The 17,437-nt window shown below is 47.0% G+C and carries 18 protein-coding genes and 1 pseudogene; 7 read left to right on the top strand and 12 right to left on the bottom strand.

The features are described 5' to 3' along the window. Positions 1-132 precede the first annotated feature (132 nt). The 3 genes from CB4_RS10505 to CB4_RS10495 all read left to right on the top strand — a co-directional run bounded on the left by CB4_RS10505 (position 133) and on the right by CB4_RS10495 (position 2,804). A complete protein-coding gene (locus tag CB4_RS10505; protein WP_096465695.1) occupies positions 133-600 on the top strand; it encodes a DinB family protein in 468 nt (155 codons plus the stop codon). 136 nt (positions 601-736) lie between these two features. Continuing rightward, on the top strand, positions 737-2,206 hold the full coding sequence (locus CB4_RS10500; protein WP_096465693.1) for a recombinase family protein: 1,470 nt from the start codon (positions 737-739) through the stop codon (positions 2,204-2,206). A 79-nt stretch (positions 2,207-2,285) separates the two neighbouring features. After that, on the top strand, positions 2,286-2,804 hold the full coding sequence (locus CB4_RS10495) for a CarD family transcriptional regulator (protein WP_096465691.1): 519 nt from the start codon (positions 2,286-2,288) through the stop codon (positions 2,802-2,804). A 106-nt stretch (positions 2,805-2,910) separates the two neighbouring features. On the opposite strand, the gene CB4_RS10490 is transcribed toward CB4_RS10495, so the two are convergent. Next, positions 2,911-3,111: a cold-shock protein gene (locus CB4_RS10490; protein ID WP_096465689.1), complete on the bottom strand. Its 201-nt coding sequence runs from the start codon at positions 3,109-3,111 to the stop codon at positions 2,911-2,913. 227 nt (positions 3,112-3,338) lie between these two features. Here CB4_RS10490 and CB4_RS10485 point away from each other — a divergent pair. Continuing rightward, positions 3,339-3,761: pseudogene (locus CB4_RS10485) on the top strand (glycosyl hydrolase family 18 protein); the annotation flags it as partial. A 62-nt stretch (positions 3,762-3,823) separates the two neighbouring features. Here CB4_RS10485 and rarD read toward each other — a convergent pair. Continuing rightward, positions 3,824-4,774 carry an EamA family transporter RarD gene (gene rarD, locus CB4_RS10480; protein ID WP_096465686.1) on the bottom strand — a complete coding sequence of 317 codons (951 nt, stop codon included), beginning with the start codon at positions 4,772-4,774 and terminating at the stop codon, positions 3,824-3,826. Between the two features lie 39 nt (positions 4,775-4,813). On the opposite strand from rarD, the gene CB4_RS10475 reads away from it, so the two are divergent. Continuing rightward, complete coding sequence (locus CB4_RS10475; RefSeq protein ID WP_231955964.1) at positions 4,814-5,041, top strand: YjfB family protein; 228 nt, start codon at positions 4,814-4,816, stop codon at positions 5,039-5,041. A 49-nt stretch (positions 5,042-5,090) separates the two neighbouring features. Here the strand turns inward: CB4_RS10475 and CB4_RS10470 are convergent, their stop codons facing one another. Further along, on the bottom strand, positions 5,091-6,236 hold the full coding sequence (locus tag CB4_RS10470; RefSeq protein ID WP_157737920.1) for a phosphodiester glycosidase family protein: 1,146 nt from the start codon (positions 6,234-6,236) through the stop codon (positions 5,091-5,093). Between the two features lie 145 nt (positions 6,237-6,381). On the opposite strand from CB4_RS10470, the gene CB4_RS10465 reads away from it, so the two are divergent. Beyond that, complete coding sequence (locus tag CB4_RS10465) at positions 6,382-7,038, top strand: phosphatase PAP2 family protein (protein ID WP_096465680.1); 657 nt, start codon at positions 6,382-6,384, stop codon at positions 7,036-7,038. 368 nt (positions 7,039-7,406) lie between these two features. Here CB4_RS10465 and CB4_RS20960 read toward each other — a convergent pair whose 3' ends face one another. The 8 genes from CB4_RS20960 to nth all read right to left on the bottom strand — a co-directional run bounded on the left by CB4_RS20960 (position 7,407) and on the right by nth (position 15,501). Then, on the bottom strand, positions 7,407-7,622 hold the full coding sequence (locus CB4_RS20960) for a hypothetical protein (protein ID WP_146226535.1): 216 nt from the start codon (positions 7,620-7,622) through the stop codon (positions 7,407-7,409). 89 nt (positions 7,623-7,711) lie between these two features. Further along, on the bottom strand, positions 7,712-8,578 hold the full coding sequence (locus tag CB4_RS10460; protein ID WP_172890853.1) for a YitT family protein: 867 nt from the start codon (positions 8,576-8,578) through the stop codon (positions 7,712-7,714). Positions 8,579-8,684: 106 nt separating this feature from the next. Then, positions 8,685-10,325, bottom strand: coding sequence for an N-acetylmuramoyl-L-alanine amidase (locus tag CB4_RS10455; RefSeq protein ID WP_096465676.1), 1,641 nt, complete (start codon positions 10,323-10,325; stop codon positions 8,685-8,687). Between the two features lie 485 nt (positions 10,326-10,810). Then, entirely contained in the window at positions 10,811-11,338 is a 528-nt protein-coding gene (locus CB4_RS10450; RefSeq protein ID WP_096465674.1) for a hypothetical protein, read from the bottom strand. A gap of 400 nt (positions 11,339-11,738) precedes the next feature. Continuing rightward, the gene (gene pepF / locus CB4_RS10440; protein ID WP_096467709.1) at positions 11,739-13,559 is read right to left on the bottom strand and encodes an oligoendopeptidase F; all 1,821 of its coding nucleotides are present in this window, start codon (positions 13,557-13,559) and stop codon (positions 11,739-11,741) included. 640 nt (positions 13,560-14,199) lie between these two features. Next, a complete protein-coding gene (locus tag CB4_RS21855; RefSeq protein ID WP_269459504.1) occupies positions 14,200-14,328 on the bottom strand; it encodes a hypothetical protein in 129 nt (42 codons plus the stop codon). Positions 14,329-14,409: 81 nt separating this feature from the next. Then, on the bottom strand, positions 14,410-14,562 hold the full coding sequence (locus tag CB4_RS21250; RefSeq protein WP_172890851.1) for a hypothetical protein: 153 nt from the start codon (positions 14,560-14,562) through the stop codon (positions 14,410-14,412). A gap of 279 nt (positions 14,563-14,841) precedes the next feature. Next, on the bottom strand, positions 14,842-15,501 hold the full coding sequence (nth, locus tag CB4_RS10430; protein WP_096465670.1) for an endonuclease III: 660 nt from the start codon (positions 15,499-15,501) through the stop codon (positions 14,842-14,844). Positions 15,502-15,617: 116 nt separating this feature from the next. On the opposite strand from nth, the gene CB4_RS10425 reads away from it, so the two are divergent. Beyond that, the gene (locus tag CB4_RS10425) at positions 15,618-15,839 is read left to right on the top strand and encodes a hypothetical protein (protein WP_096465668.1); all 222 of its coding nucleotides are present in this window, start codon (positions 15,618-15,620) and stop codon (positions 15,837-15,839) included. A gap of 62 nt (positions 15,840-15,901) precedes the next feature. Here CB4_RS10425 and CB4_RS10420 read toward each other — a convergent pair whose 3' ends face one another. After that, positions 15,902-17,419, bottom strand: a complete 1,518-nt coding sequence (locus CB4_RS10420; protein ID WP_373681304.1) for a long-chain-fatty-acid--CoA ligase — start codon at positions 17,417-17,419, stop codon at positions 15,902-15,904. Between the last annotated feature and the right edge of the window lie 18 nt (positions 17,420-17,437).

The raw sequence follows: 17,437 nt of genomic DNA, 5'->3' as shown, positions 1-17,437 counted from the left end.
AGATATGGGGTAGGACAATAAGGACTGCCCTATGATTTTATAATGTATATCGGCTTTCTGTAGCTGTGTAAAGCCATCTAGTTTACAATACTTTATAGATACTATCCTTAATCCAATCCCGAGGTGAGAAGAATGGAAAACTTTTTATTTGACCACTTGAACTTTGCACGGAATGTTACATTACGCATCACACAAGACGTAATAGAAGAACAAGCAGATATCATACCGGAAGGATTCAATAACAACATTCGCTGGAATCTCGGCCACATTTACTTGGCTCAGGAACAATTCGCTTTTCATTTTATTGACGAGCCAAAGCTAATCCCGGATGGATTTAAAGAATTATTCGGATTAGGAACCAAGCCAGCTGATTGGACAATCCAGTCCCCAACGTTATCTGAGATCATCGAGCTATTACAAGAGCAACCAGTCCGAATTAAAGAAAAACTCGAAAATCGGTTAACCGAGACTCTTACTACCCCTTTTGCGTTTCCTGGCTTAGCGATGAATACGGTTGGCGAAATTCTTACTCTGAGCTTATACCACGAGAGTGCTCATACCGAAACAATTAAGGTACTAAAAAAACTCAGCACAAAATAACAATCATACACCTCCAAGGACATTGTTTACTTCAAACGATGTCCTTTTTCTATTAATCTTTGGTAAAAAGTAATATTTAACTACTGACAAAAATACAAAAGATTGAAATAACAAAATAAGAAACGGGGGGGCTATCATGCGTGTAGCAATTTACGTCCGCGTTTCCACAGATGAACAAGCGAAAGAAGGCTTCTCGATACCCGCCCAGAAGGCACGGCTGACTCAGTACGTTCAATCGCAGGACTGGGATATATTCGACTACTACATCGAAGAAGGTGTATCAGCCAAGGATACGAACCGCCCGGAGTTACAACGCATGATGCACGATATTAGCCATCGAAAAGTTGACATCGTACTCGTATACCGCCTCGATCGCCTCACCCGTTCTGTATTGGACTTGTACCAGTTGCTGCAAGACTTCGAGAAACACGGAGTAAAGTTCAAATCCGCAACCGAAGTATACGACACGACAAGTGCGATTGGACGCCTGTTTTTGACCCTTGTAGCCGCGTTAGCGCAATGGGAAAGGGAGAACCTAGCAGAACGTGTTCGCTTCGGTATGGAGCAAATGGCACGTCAAGAACGACGCCCTGGCGGCCCTCCTCCATTTGGCTTTGAGCTAGTCAATCAAAAACTTGTCATAAATGAAAAAGAAGCCGTTGTTGTCCGCTTTATATATGACCGCTATCTACAAGGTACTGGCATGGTCTCAATCGCTGTAGAATGCAACCAACTGGGCTACCGCACTAAAAAAGGCAATGAGTTTAAACGCACCGCGATTTTTGATATTCTCAACAACCCTGCTTATTATGGCGCTCTACGATGGAATTATAAAGACTATGGAGACGGGACCAAGCTAAATGCCTCTAAAGACTGGATTTTGCTTGAAGGTGTCTACCCAGCTATCATCGAGAAAGAAACGTTTGAACAGGTGCAGCTTATTATGCAGCGCAAACGATCCATGCATCCCCGTCAGGTTTCATCCACGTATGTTTTCTCCGGCCTTCTTCGCTGCGCTCGATGCGGGGGCAGTATGGTAGGTCATACCGTTAGCAAAAAAAGTGGATACGTCATTCGGCAATATTTATGTCAGAATGTAAAGTTCAAAAAATGCAATTGTCCTGCTCTAACCGACTACTTCGTTGAGGAAGCATTTACAGAGAGATTGGATCAGATCACAGATTCGTATTCGACTGTTGCTAAAACAACACAAAAGTCATCGCACAAAAAAGAACGCTCTGAGCAAGATCGTTTAGAAGCCGAGGTAAAGAAAATGAATAATCGGCGCAAGCGACTGCAAATCGCCTTCTCGGAAGGGTTGATCGAACTTGAGGAATTGCGTGAGGGGGTTGGAAAACTGCAAGAACAAGAAGCCAGCATCAAGCAAAAGCTCAAATCCTACGGTGTACAGGAGATGTCACTGTCTCAAGAAGAGTTAATCGAGATTATTACGAACACACGGCGCATATGGCCGTATGCCACCCCGGAAGAGAAGAAGCATATCGTATACTTATTAGTGAAACGAATGATCGTGAACTTACCTGATGAGCAGCGCAAAAACCGCAAAAATAAGCAGGTAGAGATTATCGAACTCACCTTTAACTGATTCCACTTATTTTCATAAAATTATTGACTCAATTTATTTATTTATGATATTATTTTATTTTTGCTAATACTCACTATCTATGTTATTCTTAAATTGGATAGTCTATTGGGAGGTGGATTTGTTGTTTCAGGTTGGTGATAAGGTTGTGTACCCGATGCATGGTGCTGGCATAATCGAAGCAATAGAAGAAAAAGAAATCCTTGGGGAGAAAGAGAACTACTATGTGATACACATGTCGATTGGCAGTATGCAGCTACTTGTGCCTGTAGGCAAAGTATCCGCTCTTGGCATTCGCCTGGTTGTAGACCAAAGTACGATGGAAAATGTGCTCGATACTTTTCATAACGGACAGCCCGACACATCGCTTCCTTGGAGTCAGCGCTACCGCTTAAACATGGATAAAATGCGTACAGGAACTACGTGCGAATGCGCTGAAGTCGTTCGGGATTTAATGCGAAGAAGGCAGGAAAAAGCGCTGAATTCAAGTGAGAAGAAAATGCTCGACAGCGCAAAAAAAATTTTAATTAGCGAGCTTGTGCTGGTGAACGGAGTAACAGAAGCCGAGGCCAAACATTTGTTAGACGATGAAACAGAATAACGAAGCATGAACCAAATAGCCTATAGGCTATTTTTTTATGAATAAAAAAGCTGCTGACATCATGTGCCAGCAGCTTCTGTATCTATTTTGCAATAGAAGTCTGATCTTATAATTTTGTAACGTTTGCAGCTTGGTCGCCACGGTTGCCTTGAACGATGTCAAAGCTTACGCGTTGGCCTTCTTCAAGAGATTTAAAGCCTTCTCCAGTGATCGCTGAGAAATGAACGAATACGTCATCTCCACCTTCGCGTTCGATGAAACCGAAACCTTTGTCTGCATTAAACCATTTTACTGTACCTGTGTTCATGATAGAACCTCCAAAAATTATAATATAATATGCTTCTTATATTTACCGTAGAAAATAAAAATTCACATATTATCAGGAACCACATATACACTGAGAAACATAGTCCCTGATAACACGTGAATTATTCTACGCTTATATAATTAACTTCTATATGCAGTATAGCATATCTTGTTCCAGAATAACAGGCAAGAATAAATTTATTTTTAGGAGTGCCTGTTATAAGGTATGGAGGCCCACCACGTGCTGTCTCCCCTATCGGTGAAGTCGAGAAAGTTCTCCGCTTCGCTGTCTCACAAATCCCACCGCATAAAATCATGATGGGCATAAACTTGTATGGCTATGACTGGACGCTCCCCTATCAGCCAGGCCGCTGGGCACGCAGTGTAAGCCCACAGCAGGCGCTTGAAATCGCACTTACGAATAACGCAGCCATTTCCTATGACCAGAAAGACCAAGCACCCTACTTCCACTATTATGATAAAGACGGTGCAGAGCACGTCGTCTGGTTCGAGGACGCACGCAGTATCCGTGCTCGCTATTTACTCGGAGCACGCCTTGGCCTGCGCGGATTTAGCTACTGGGTCCTTGGCAACGAATTTCCTCAGAACTGGCTTGTACTGCAAGATATGTTTACCGTCAAAAAATTGTAGCCCTCTTCAAAAAAGCAGCGGATTTCAGAGCATCTGCCCAAAATCCGCTGCTTTCTTTACACCTATCTCGAGACATTTTTCTCTTCTTTTACCGAATGTGAGGCAGCTAAACGCGTAAGCCACGGCGTATAGGACAATGAATATAACGCGAGCCCACTCCAGATAAAAGAGAAGCTAACCAAATGCACAGTCGTAAACGGTTCATGGAACAAAAATACGCCCAACGCAAGTGTGATCGTCGGAGATATATACTGCACAAATCCCATCGTGGACAATGGCACCGTCTTTGACCCCTGGGCAAACCAGAGCAGCGGGAACGCTGTAACAACTCCACCCCCGATCAAAAGAAGCGTCTCAACAGGCGAAGCCTGCCCAAATACACCGTCTCCCCTTGCTTCAGTCAGCAGAACGTATCCGAGTGCTACCGGCATAACCGACAGTGTCTCAAGTGCTAAGCCGACAGTAGAATCAATCGATGCGAGCAGCTTTTTGGCCAGTCCATACAGACCGAATGAAAAAGTGAGTGCCAGCGCAACCCATGGGATTTTGCCATACTGTACAGCAAGAATCGTCACACCGCAGGCAGCTAAAAGCAGCGCGGCTTGCTGCCAGATATTCATCCGCTCTTTTAAGACAAGCATTCCCAGTAATACACTGAACAACGGATTGATATAATATCCAAGACTCGTTTCGACAATATGATCATGATTGATTGCCCATATATAAATAAACCAGTTGCCACTAATAAGCACACCGCACAAAAGCATCACAAATAGCGTCTTCCAACTTGTCAGCGCCTGCCTCAATGCAGCGCCCCGTTTCCAGATAACAAGTAGAATAAGCGTAAACAAAAATGACCAGATAATCCGGTGTGCCAGAATCTGACCAGGTGGAACGCTTTTTAGCAGCTTCCAGTACAGGGGGAGAAGCCCCCACGTAACATATGCTGCGGCTGCATATGCGATACCAGTCCGGACAGAATGTGTACTTTTTTTCTCTCCTACTGTATTCATTTTTATTTTCCCCTTTGGTTTGTCCGATTTTCTGACGATATGTATAGTGTACGCACGTATCCAACCATTTCAGCGAAAAGAGGTGATCATATGGATATTGCTGCACTGTCTACCTCGCTATCGTCGGCTTCCCTGTCCAATCAGGTCGGTGTATCGGTTCTGAAAAAAGCGATGGACACACAAACTGCCCAGAGCACGGAGATGATTCAGCTTATGGAGCAAAGCGTTACGCCCCATATCGGCCAAAGTCTTGACCTGAAGATTTAAATGCCAGAAACAAAAAAACGAGTGGGAGCACGAATGCCCACCCGTTTTTTTATGAACGCGGCTTGCCCTGTTCCATCGCAGCGGCTACGCCGTCTGGTTCTGCTTCTGGATTATATACCACGAATGCATTCGGCAGCGGTTTCTCTCCATGTATGCCGGATGGTGTAGTAATGAGCTTGCCCTTGTAATACATACCAGATGAAGATCCGCCATCTAGATTTACAGCATTCACCGCACCACGCGCAAGCAGTTCTTCCTGCACATCGCGCAAGGTGGCACCAAAGCTGTGAATTGCACGACCATCAATCACGAGAAACATCACGGTTCCATCAGCCTTCTGGGCAATTGCCGTACGCGGTCCTACTCCCCATCCTCCGTCATTCTCCGTAATCATCCGTTTGCCATTCACAATTAAACGCGGCAAGAAACTAACCGCTTCTCGCACACCGAGCTTATTCATCTCTTCAGATGTGTAACGACCGCTGATTAGCACACCGCGATTAGTAAAACCAACAATATCATTCGTTGGCTGGTTCGTACCTTCAACTAGCTTCCCTTCACTCATCACAATGCCTAGTGGCTCCATGATATAGTCGATGTTCTCATATTCCGGTCCACTCATGCTCGCTTGCTTATCCGCCAGGAAGAACCCCCCGCCATTAATCGCAGCGAGCGAATTGTGGCGTATCGCCATGTTGCTTAGCTTCTCACCGCCCGGGTTATTACTTGCCACTACATGAATGTAGCGTGGATCTTTGACGTACATAATCTTGCCGACGTAGTTTTCCCCTTTAATATCTTCTACGCGTACAAGCTGCGATGGCACAAGTTCAGAGCTTGGAGGCGTCGCCACCTTTACCAAGCTCATATTCTGTTTGGCAAGGTAGTTTTCTTCTGCCTGGCGAAGGAAGCTCTCTTTAATTTTTTCTACCCCGCTTTGTCCAACAAGGAGCCAGGTGTATTTTGTTTGTTTCGATGTATAGACCGCCTCTGCTACGATCCCGCGCACATGTGTCCCTTGCTTGGTAAAGTAAAACCAGCCAAGCGCACACATCAACAGTACAACAAAGCCATATGTGACAAATACCATGGAACGAATCCAACGCTTTGCAAGAGCTCTCTGCCAGAGAGTCGCAGGCGAGAATGAACGCCGCTTGCTTACACGTTCCAATTGTTTCGAATTAGGATATAACACCAGACGTCTCCCTCTCCCATTAGTCTTCTTTACTTTCCGAGCAAAATCTGTCATCCTTTATCTTATCGCATTTATCAAGAAAAACAAGAACGTTTTATTTATCTACCAGCACATTTTTTCTGATTTTTAGAGGTGGTATATACAAATGGACGCATTACTTTCGTTTGACAGATGGCTTTTTTACTGGCTGAACACACAACTGTATAGCCCTGTTCTTGATCCACTTATGATACTCGCTACTCGCATTAGTGACAAAGGAATTTTCTGGTTTATCGTCGCGTTTGTTCTTCTCTGGCAGCGCCGCAGACTGGGCCTTCGTCCAGGTGTAACCTTGCTTGTCGGGATCGGTATCGGTGGCGTTCTCGAAAATATTTTTAAACCGCTCATTTCAAGACCTCGTCCACCACTTGTGGAGGATACAGTTCGCCAGCTTGTTGAGTTGCCGATCTCTCATTCCTTCCCATCCGGTCATGCGGTCTCTTCTTTTGTTTCTATGTATGTTCTATACCGATTATTCCCGCGTACGCTCTGGTGGGCACTGCCATGTGCACTGATTATGTCGTATTCGCGCATCTATGTAGGCGTTCATTATCCGCTTGATGTAGTAGCGGGAGCGTTGATCGGCATTATGGCCGGCATGATTACCATGCGTCTCCCGATTCGTAAGCTGGCCTACCGGATTGTACCACATATCCCGATTGTTCGGCGTTTCATTATACTTCCAACTCCCGACAATATCCCTTCTGTACCTCTTCGACACCCCAAAGTGGTACAGAGGGAAGAAGAGAAAAGAACGAATTAAAAGTTTTAGCTAGATTTCCACACAAGGAGGCTATCCTAAAAGCCAGAACATGGCGAACGGGGTAGCCTATTTTTGTAGAATCGACAACGTGTGGTGGTGAGGGAGTGGGAGAAGGGATAATCCGTTCGCTTCGGTACGCTTGCGGGGAAGCTAGGACTGTCCGCTCCGGGAGCAGGCGCGTACAGGCGCTCTCTTGCTTATCCCTTCTCCCACTCCCCGCACAACGTTTTGGTTTACAAAAAACTCTCGCCGCCAGAATGGATTTGCTCGATAGCCACTGACTTTTTGAAAGACGGCTTCCTTATTTTTCACCTGCATAGCAAGGCTCAACCTCTTGATATTGCTTGATGATGTTTAACCAAAGTGTGTTAGGAGCGGGATCGGGCGGGGCAACGGAACGCCTGTACGCGACTCCCCAGCGAAAGGAGGCAGACGAACGGGCTTTTGCCCACAATGCTTCGATGCACATACATCGTGGGCATGTTTTGTGGGCGAGTTCGTCTGGCACCTGGAGCGGACAGTCTCCACTCCGTAGCGAGCGTACCGAAGTGACGAGGCCCCGCCCGATCCTGCTCCTCCTCCACACTTTGAAAAAAACCTCCACTAAGAAAAACGAGGCTACCCCGTTCGTCATGTTCTGACTTTCGGGACAGCCTCGTTTTTTTGTGTAATGCTATGGTTCAAGATGCTGTCTAGCAGGAGATGGAAAGCTAAATCCTTCTCCCTGTACTTCCTTAGCCTCGAACGCCAAAATAAAGGCTCGCTCATCTACCTCACTGACAATGCGGCGCAACCGATCCATTTCATACAACTGCACGACGACAAGCAGCACTTCTCCTTCCCGACGTGAATAGCCACCCATCGAATGCAACATGGTCACACCACGCACCAAATGCTGGTGAATCTGTGCCGTAATCTCATCCGGCTTGCTAGAAATAATAATGACACTTCGCTGCTTCTGAGAGCCAGACAGAATGAGATCCACGACACGAGAGGCAACGTACACCGCCACAATGGTAAGCATCGCTTTCTCTACCGTCACCACAAGCGCAGAAATCGCGATGATCGTAAAATCAATCCCGAACAAAAACTTACCAAGATCAATGTTGTGAAACTTTTGTTGTAACACTCGTGCGATAATATCACCGCCACCTAATGTACCACCTACACGGAACACAAGCCCCATCCCGATTCCGGCAATAATGCCGCCATATAGTGGAGCGAGGATAACGTTCTCAAGCGGTGGAACTTTCCATGATGCTGTCACATCGATCAGAACCGATACAGCAATCATCCCATAAGCACTGCGCAACAAAAATCCTTTACCGAGTATAATATATCCGAGAATAAAGACCGGGATATTCAACAGGATAATAAACAACCCAACCGGGGTATTAAACATGTAATGCAACAGAAGCGAAATCCCGGTGACGCCCCCTTGCGCAAGCTTATTGCTGACAAAAAACAAATTCACAGCAATCGAATACAAAAATCCACCAATTGTAATAAATACAAATGGACGCAAACGCTGCCAAGTCATATATGTAGGTCCCCCCATGATATGGTTTTGCTTCCACTTATCTTAGACAACTTTGCAAAAAAAGAAAGGCCCCTTCTTATTTTCAGAAGAGCCTTTCTTTTTCACACTAGTGATGCAAGTTGTAATACTCGGTAATCGCTGCTACCATCGCTTCTGCGACGCGCTGCTGGAAATCTGCGTCCAGCATTTGCTTGTTATCAGATGTATTAGTCAAAAATCCGATTTCGATCAATGTTGACGGCATGTTTGTGTTTTTCGTTACGTAGTAGTTAGCTGTCTTCACACCCCGGTCAGTAAAGCCGGTCGCCTCAATCAAGTGGCGATGTACGATGGAGGCAAGCTCCTTGCTGCGGGCCGCTGTATAATACGTCTCTGTACCATGAGCACTCACCGGGCCCGAATTCGCATGAATCGCCATGAATAGATCCGCATTCACGCTATTTGCCAGGTTAACTCGATCGTCAAGCGTTGGGTATGTATCGCCTTCCCGTGTCATAATCACTTTGAAATTTTTGTTCTGCTCAAGCAGCGGCTTCATCCGCTTCGTAACAGCTAGAACAAGTGATTTCTCCGTATTATTCGCCGTTCCAATTGCACCGGTGTCTTTTCCACCGTGTCCCGCATCCAAAACGATAGTGAATGTACCATTATTTGTTGTCGGCGGAGTCGGCTGTGGTGTTGGTGTCGGTACTGGTGTTGGCACGACCGGTGCGATAACGTTATCCGTAATACGTACATTCGTTGCTCCGTCAGCTGCTGATACCTCGTATCCGAAATGCTTCGTCATCTCAACGACGACACGTACTCGATCTGGAGCTGTGCTGTACTGGCTAAAGCGTACCGCCTTCACCTTGCCGCTCACCGCTGGGGCAGGCATCGACTCGTCTATACGCGCGTGGTTAAAATCAATAACGATCCGATCCGGACTATCCAGATAGAAGTGACTGAACGTCATCTTCCCTTCTGTCTCTACCCGTACCCCGTTATCTGTCACAGAAAATCCGGTAATGCGTTGCAGCTTGTCCAATGTGCCTGCCGTTCCTGCTTCGTTCCAGCTTGCCTTCGCTCCGATTACTTGTGAAAGAAACTCTGGCGTAAGCGCATATTGTCCATCAATCAGGCGCCATCCGTTCGTATTTGAGGCATCAGCTTGTGCAATGGTGTACTTCTCTGTTCCTTGTTCGAGAACCACTTTCCCGTTCCCGGTACTTACGGTATACCCAAGCGGCTTGGCCATTTCATTAATGGATACGAAACGACCGTACGGCAGCTGGTATACAGGTGCTGTCAAAGTACGACCGTTAATAGCAAGCGACTGCTTACTGTTAACGATAACGGTGCTTGATGCCTGGTCCCAACCGACTGTCGCTCCCAGCCATTCGCCAATTTGGCGCAGCGGTATCATGGTCCGGTTGTTAATCACAAGCGGCGCCTGATCCAGTATCACTTTCGCACCATTGATATACGCCGTGCGAAAACCCGGATTCATCGTAATGATCTTGCCTTTACGGTCATTAACTGTAACCGTATGACTCGACTCATCCCATGTAACATCTGCTCCGTACGCTTGTCCCGCAAAATATAATGGCACAAATGTACGTTCTTCAACAAACTGTGGTGGTACATCTGGTTTTACAACGCTCCCGTTGACAACCAGCGTCATTGGCACCTCAGCTTTTACTGCTCCCGGCATGATCAGGCCAATGACCAGCATCAATGCCAGGAACAGCCAATTATGTTTTTTCATCTGTCTATCTCGCTCCCTTGTTTGTCTGTGTTGCTTCCGATCTCTTCTTCCAATGGAACGACAAGCTGAACATTATACTTAGACGCACGAGTTCGAGAATAGTTTTCCGACATTAGAACTATTTTTCTAAATTAGTGTTTTGGAGGAAAAAAGTTGGGGGCGAGGGCTGTAAAAAATGCGCTTGAGAGGCGGATGGAGCTGTCCAACGTGTGGTGGAGGAGCGGAGAAGGAAGGCGCTTTGTCACTTGGGTACGCTCTGCAGGGAAGTGGAGACTGACCGCTCCAGGGTTCAGGCATACTCGCCCATAAAAGGACGAGATGTTTGTGCGCGGAAGAGTTATGGGCAAATGCCCGTATGCCTGCCCCCTTTCGCTGGGTAGCGCGTAAAAGCGTTCCATAGCGCCTTCCTTCTCCACTCCTGCCGACAGTTGGGTAGTCCGCGCTCAAGCGCAAGTTTTGTACGGCTTCGCCCAACAGGTTTTAAATTAATCCATGCTATCTATATCATAACGAATCATGGTGATATTGTTTCCAGACAACCAAAATTCTAATGTTCGATGGTTTGTCTTATCAATATAGCCTATAATTGGAAGACCAAACTCTTCTCTTGTATAAAAGGAAGGTCCGTAAGCAGAAATTACTTCTTCTTTTTCATTGCCAATTCCAATTCCTTTAGCAGTTTTCATGCTCTTGTCGGAATTTGAAGTGATTATACGTATGATTTTCTCGTCTCCACGTTCTATTGCCACGGTTATACCGTTCCCGCATGTATAGTAGTCAAATAAGTGATTATCATTGGTTGGAGTCGAAGGCGGTGATATTGTTTTAATACTCTGGAATAGTTTTATACCTCCTAATTTCTCTTGTTCAAGAGAGATACTTGCAGCCTGATGATAATGAGCTTGTCGTGGTCCGTGAAGTAAATACAAATGGTATACGGCATAAACCAGAAAAGTCAAAAAAAAGGTAAGAAAAAGAATTTTAGTCCCCTTAATGCGAATCCTTTTATCCAATAATTATTCCCCCTTAATGCGAAGTGAATAATTTATTTCTGTGCTTTGAAGCAAGCATGAAGTAACCAACATGTGTTTCTTATTCGCCTTGGTGTTCCCATATTCCTTGCTATCTAAAAATGAAACCATGCCAAGTATCACGTTTTGTATGTGGTAAACAACTTTTACACGTTCCTTATCATCCGATTTGAAGCGGTAACATAACCATATTTTTTGAATCCCAACTTTGTTGGGAGGAGAGAAGAGGGAAGCAAGAGAGCGTCTGTACGCTTTTTACCTAGCGGAAGGAGAACGGCGAACGACTCCCATCTTCTCTTCCTCCCACCACCAAAGTCGCGTGATTCCAAAAAAAGAGCTGCCCCACTAACAAGCGGGACAACTCCTTATAGCACGATACTTTTTACTTACCAACCTCTTCGGCGAGTTTCTCCATCTCATCGAGCAGACGAGCGAATACCGCGAGTCCTTGGACGACTGGCTCAGGAGATGCCATATCGACTCCAGCTTTACGCAGCAGTTCGATTGGATAATCGGAGCCGCCGCTTGATAGGAAGTTCAAGTAGCGTTTCACCGCAGGCTCGCCTTCGCCGAGGATTTGCTGGGACAGGGCTGTAGCCGCGGAGAATCCGGTCGCGTACTGATACACGTAAAATTCGTTATAGAAATGCGGAATACGTGCCCATTCCATTTTAATATCTTCGTCGATGACCATATCCGGACCATAGTAATCTTTATTCAAATCGTAGTACATGCTGCACAGTGTTTCCGGTGTGAGCGGTTCGCCCGCTTCTACCTTCTCATGTGTCAGCTTCTCGAATTCCGCAAACATCGTCTGGCGGTATACCGTGCCACGGAATTGTTCGAGGTAATGATTAAGCAGATACATTTTCTGGCGCGGGTCTTTCGTGTTTTTAAGCATGTAATCCATAAGAAGCGATTCATTCAGTGTGGAAGCTACTTCTGCCACAAAAATTTTGTACTGCGCGTCCATATATGGTTGTGTTTTATCACTGTAATAGCTGTGCATCGCATGGCCCATCTCATGAGCGAGTGTAAACAAGTTGTTCACATTGTTATGGTAGTTCATCAGCACATACGGATGGGTACCGTATGCTCCCCAGGAATACGCACCACTTGTTTTCCCTTCGTTCTCGTATACATCAACCCAGCCAGATGTGAACGCTTCATCAAGCACATGCCCGTACTCACTACCGAGCGGCTTAAGTCCTTCTTTAACAAGACGGACGGCTTCTGTGTACGGAATGTCCATTTTCACTTCGCCGACCATCGGTACATACAAGTCATACATATGCAATTCATCGACACCGAGCAATTTTTTGCGAAGTGACACGTAGCGATGCATCGCTGGCAAGTTATCACGTACAGCCTGGATCAAGTTCGTATACACATCAGTTGAGATGTTGTCATCATCAAGTGACGCCGCCAGTGCCGATGGATATTTACGAATACGTGCGTAAAATACGTCTTTTTTGACGCTTGCATTCAGGGTAGCCGCAATTGTATTTTTCTGCTTGCCGTACGTATCATACACCGCCTTGAACGCTTCCTGACGCACGCGGCGGTCCTGGCTTTCCATCAATTGAATGTAGCGACCGTGCGTGATCTGCACATCGTTCCCATGTTCATCCGTAATCGTCGGGAATACCATATCGGCATTGTTGATCATCCCAAAAATCGTCTGCGGTGCCTGCGCCAGCTCACCTGCCTGCGCGACGATCTGTTCTTCAATCGCACTTAAGACATGTGCTTTTTGACGTTTGATTTCTTTTAAATAGAACGTATGCGATGCAAGTACGGGATCTGCAATATAGTCCTCAAGTTTTTCTTCCGGCATCGCTAGGATCTCTGGAACGAGGAACGATGTGGCACTGGACACGCTGACATTTAATGAGCCAGCACGGTCCGTCATACCCTGATATGTTGTATTTGTATTGTCTTCGTCCCGACGCATACGGGCATATACGTATACCCGCTCCATGGCGAGACCCAGCTTCTCATATGTTTTTAAGCAGTCGGCAAGCACTGAAGGTGATTGTGCTAGTTTCCCCTTATAGTGACCCATCTCCTCAATGTGCTGCTGTACCTGCTTATATTCGTCTTCCCATGCCGCATCCGATGGGAACATATCTTCAAGCTTCCACTTGTTTTCCTGCTTGACTTCTGACCGTTTCGGGAGTGTTTTTTGAGTCGTTTCAGCCATTGTATGAGCGCGGCGCAAAGCCGCTCCCTCCTTCCGCTTCCTGTAGTTTGCGTACTCTTTTATTGTACACATTCCCGCGTCAAGTTCCAAATGTTGCGCGCATTGGATCATACATGCAGAGATTGTTCTAAAATCCGGAATATGGAGAACAGGACAGCTTTTCGTGATATCGCCAACGTGTGATGGTGAGGGAGTGGGAGAAGGGATAAACCGTTCGCTCAGGTACGCTTGCGGGGAAGCAATGACTGTCCGCTTCGGGAGCCCAGCGAACTCGCCCGCAAAAGAGGACCCACGATGTTGATTCACCGAGGTGTTGCGGGCAAAGGCCCGTTCGCTGTTCTCCCTGCGCTGAGCAGGCGCGTACAGGCGCTCTCTTACTTATCCCTTCTCCCACTCCCCGCACAACGTTTTGGTTTACTAAAACCCACTCGACGCCAGAAGAGATTTGCTCGAGAGCCACTGACTTTTCGCAAGACCGCTTCCTTATTTTTTACTTGCATAGCAAAGCTCAACCTCTTGATTATGCCTGAGGGTTTTTATCCAAACTGTGCTAGGGGCGGGATCGGGTGGGGCAACGGAACGCCTGTACGCGACTCCCCAGCGGAAGGAGCCAAGCGAACGAGCTTTTGCCCACAATGCTTCAATGCGAATCCATCGCGGGCATGTTTTGTGGGCGAGTTCGCTTGGCCCCTGGAGCGGACAGTCTCAACTTCTTCGTAAGCGTACCGAAGTGACGAGGCCCCACCCGACCCCGGCTCCTCCACCACACGTTGGAGAAAACTGCCCCCAAGAAAAGAAAGAGGCTGCCTCAGTCGCTGTATTCCAGCGTTTGAGACAGCCCCTTTCGTAACTACGAAGCGTAATCTTCCGTGATGCTCTCATGATCAGCATCATCACTATATGTTTCACAGGCAATCTCACGACAATCGAGACACTCCGCGCGATTTCTTTCCCAAGGTGCCAACTCTTTTCCGCAAGAAATGCATTCGTCTTTGTAGTCCATCTTCCATTCCTCCTTAAAGTTCCTGCTGGATATAAACTCATGGACAACAAAAAGGCCAGTCATATCAGAAGCACATACTATGCTACGATATAACTGGCCGGTCTCGCTTTATGCTCCCGGCTGGCATACCCGGGTCAGTCGATTCCTCAGTTAGCTGTGATGAGTTACAATGTGTCAGTCAGAGTCGTACATGTTGGAGATGAAAGAGCGATCTTTCATGGAACAGTACGGATTTATACTTTTATACTATAGCACCACTGTTAAATTGTCAATCTATTTTTAATTGTTTTTCACTTTCTCTTTCATTCTTTTCTTTCCTTCTCGGCACAGGTCAACTAGCGGACACACCTGACACTGTGGATTTTGCGCCTTGCAGTGATAACGCCCGAAGAAAATCATCCGATGGTGCGTCAAGCTCCACTCTTCCTGTGGCACTCGCTTCATCAGCGTCTCCTCCACTTGAACAGGCGTATCCTTCCAACGCGCGATACCGAGACGCTTCGAGACGCGCTCTACATGCGTATCAACAGCGATTGCCGGAACGCCGAATGCGGTTGATACGACGACATTCGCCGTCTTGCGCCCTACCCCTGGCAGGCGGACGAGATCGACATGCGTCTCTGGAATTTCCCCGCCGTATTCATCGAGCAGCAAGCGGGCAAGCTTCTGAATGTTTTTCGCTTTATTGCGGTATAATCCAATGCTTCGAATATCCTGCTCCAGCTCTTCAAGCGGGACGTTCAAATAATCTTGCGGGGTTTTGTATTTAGCGAATAAATTCGGAGTTACTTTATTTACAAGCGCATCCGTACATTGAGCAGACAAAAGCACGGCAATCGTTAGCTCGAACGGATTAGAATGAGTTAATTCACAATGCGCATCAGGAAACATCTCAGCAAATGTATCAAGAATTCGGCGCATTTGAGCGTTTGTCAGCATATGTTGTCACCTTTTCACGTCAAAATAGTCGATAACAGTAGCGTATCAGTTGCAAAACAGCGCGTCAATCGCTAGACTTAAAGGCGGATCAACTGACAGGAAAGGTTTGAGATACGATGACAAAAAAACATATCATCTATAAAGAAGATAACTGGAACATGATTACAGCTGAGGTCGAAGGCGCTAAAATTACTGTACGTGAAATTTCGACCGAGTGGGGCGAAGATACATTCATCTTTGTTGGCCGCCACGAGATGATGGCGTGGGCAGAGAAGCACTTCGCTGCCGATAACTATCCGGCACACGAAGAAATCCTGGCACGTTTTGCTGAATTATAAACCAGCCCACAAAAAAGGAGGAGCAGCTTCATGCTGTCCCTCCTTTTTTTATGGTATCCCGCTTACTTTACAATCTGGTCTTTCAAGGAACGGCGCAAAATTTTGCCCGTTGTGTTCTTCGGAAGCTCTTCCATGAAAATAATATCCCTCGGCACTTTATAACGAGCCAGATCACGGCTGCAATGTTCGCGCAGCTCGTCTTCTGTCAAAGATTCGTCCTTTCGTACAACATACGCCTGTATCCGTTCCCCGAATCGCTCATCCGGCACACCGATGACCGCCGCTTCCATGACAAGAGGGTGCGTGTACAGCACTTCTTCCACTTCACGCGGGTACACATTGTAGCCGCCGACGAGAATCATGTCTTTTTTGCGATCCACAATGAACACATACCCATCCTCATCCATATACGCCATATCACCCGTGTAGAGCCACCCATTACGCAGAGCAAGTGCTGTCTCTTCCGGCAGATTCAAATACCCCTCCATTACATTCGGCCCCTGTACGATCAATTCCCCAACTTCCCCTCGCGCAAGCTCCCCTCCTTCCGCATCGACCACCTTATTCGTAACCCCTGGAATATCTACCCCGACCGAACCCGGTTTTCGCACACCCTCCACCGGATTAAATGCCGTGACCGGAGCCGCTTCCGACAGTCCGTACCCTTCCGATATGACCTTGTTGAACCGCTTCTCGAATCCGTGCAGCAGCGCGACCGGCATGGCGGCACCGCCGGATACGCAGATGCGAAGCGAAGATAGCGCCGATGCGGATACATCTGACTGCTGCATCATGAAGTTATACATCGTTGGCACTCCCGCGAAGATAGTAGCCTGTTGCTCCTCGATCAGCTCGATGAGCGGTTTCGGACTGAAACGCGGCGCAATCAGTATCGTCGCGCCATTCGCAATCGGCGCGTTCAAGCAAACCGTCATGCAGAAGACGTGAAACATCGGCAGCACCGCCACAAACTTATCTTTTGTATAAACGCCTAAATATTCAGAAATCGAATCCGCGTTCGATGCCATATTCCGGTGCGTAAGAATGGCTCCCTTCGGTGTTCCAGTCGTGCCGGACGTGTACAAAATGACAGCTCGATCTCCCCCATCTACAACTGGAGGCGTCCACTCCGGATTTGTATGCGCCATCATTTTAGGAAACGGCACTGCCCACGGCACAGAACATTCATCTACACCTACCAACACAACCATCTCCAACTCAGGGAGCTGCGAGCGTACTCCCTCGAATGCAGGCAAAAGCACAGATGCAGCAATGGCCATTCGTACGCCGCTATCACGCAAAATAAATAGCATCTCATGCGGCGTATACAAGGGATTGATCGGCACAACCGCGGCACCCGATAGCAAAATCCCATAATACGCAATGACAAATTCCGGTGAGTTACCGAGCAAAAGCGCCACATGATCCCCAGGCCCAATCCCTGTTTGCGCCAGATAGGAAGCTGTATCCCGTACGTGTTCATATAATTCCTCATACGTCGTTTCATTCCCGTTATATATATAAGCAGCTCGCATCGGATAATCAGTCGCACCACGCACAAGATTGTCTACTAATGTCACCGTGCATACCCCCTCGTC

Origin of the sequence: Aneurinibacillus soli (genome assembly GCF_002355375.1) — a bacterium.
GTDB classification, from domain to species: Bacteria; Bacillota; Bacilli; order Aneurinibacillales; family Aneurinibacillaceae; genus Aneurinibacillus; species Aneurinibacillus soli.
This window is presented reverse-complemented; position numbering and strand designations above follow the sequence as displayed.

Coding starts and splice junctions, on each gene's coding strand:
- CB4_RS10505 (WP_096465695.1), top strand. CDS start 133: ATGGAAAACTTTTTATTTGACCACTTGAACTTTGCACGGAATGTTACA.
- CB4_RS10465 (WP_096465680.1), top strand. CDS start 6,382: ATGGACGCATTACTTTCGTTTGACAGATGGCTTTTTTACTGGCTGAAC.
- rarD (WP_096465686.1), bottom strand. CDS start 4,774: ATGAATACAGTAGGAGAGAAAAAAAGTACACATTCTGTCCGGACTGGT.
- CB4_RS10500 (WP_096465693.1), top strand. CDS start 737: ATGCGTGTAGCAATTTACGTCCGCGTTTCCACAGATGAACAAGCGAAA.
- CB4_RS10425 (WP_096465668.1), top strand. CDS start 15,618: ATGACAAAAAAACATATCATCTATAAAGAAGATAACTGGAACATGATT.
- CB4_RS21250 (WP_172890851.1), bottom strand. CDS start 14,562: ATGGACTACAAAGACGAATGCATTTCTTGCGGAAAAGAGTTGGCACCT.
- pepF (WP_096467709.1), bottom strand. CDS start 13,559: ATGGCTGAAACGACTCAAAAAACACTCCCGAAACGGTCAGAAGTCAAG.
- CB4_RS10455 (WP_096465676.1), bottom strand. CDS start 10,325: ATGAAAAAACATAATTGGCTGTTCCTGGCATTGATGCTGGTCATTGGC.
- CB4_RS10490 (WP_096465689.1), bottom strand. CDS start 3,111: ATGAACACAGGTACAGTAAAATGGTTTAATGCAGACAAAGGTTTCGGT.
- CB4_RS10460 (WP_172890853.1), bottom strand. CDS start 8,578: ATGACTTGGCAGCGTTTGCGTCCATTTGTATTTATTACAATTGGTGGA.
- CB4_RS10495 (WP_096465691.1), top strand. CDS start 2,286: ATGTTATTCTTAAATTGGATAGTCTATTGGGAGGTGGATTTGTTGTTT.
- CB4_RS10475 (WP_231955964.1), top strand. CDS start 4,814: ATGTATAGTGTACGCACGTATCCAACCATTTCAGCGAAAAGAGGTGAT.
- nth (WP_096465670.1), bottom strand. CDS start 15,501: ATGCTGACAAACGCTCAAATGCGCCGAATTCTTGATACATTTGCTGAG.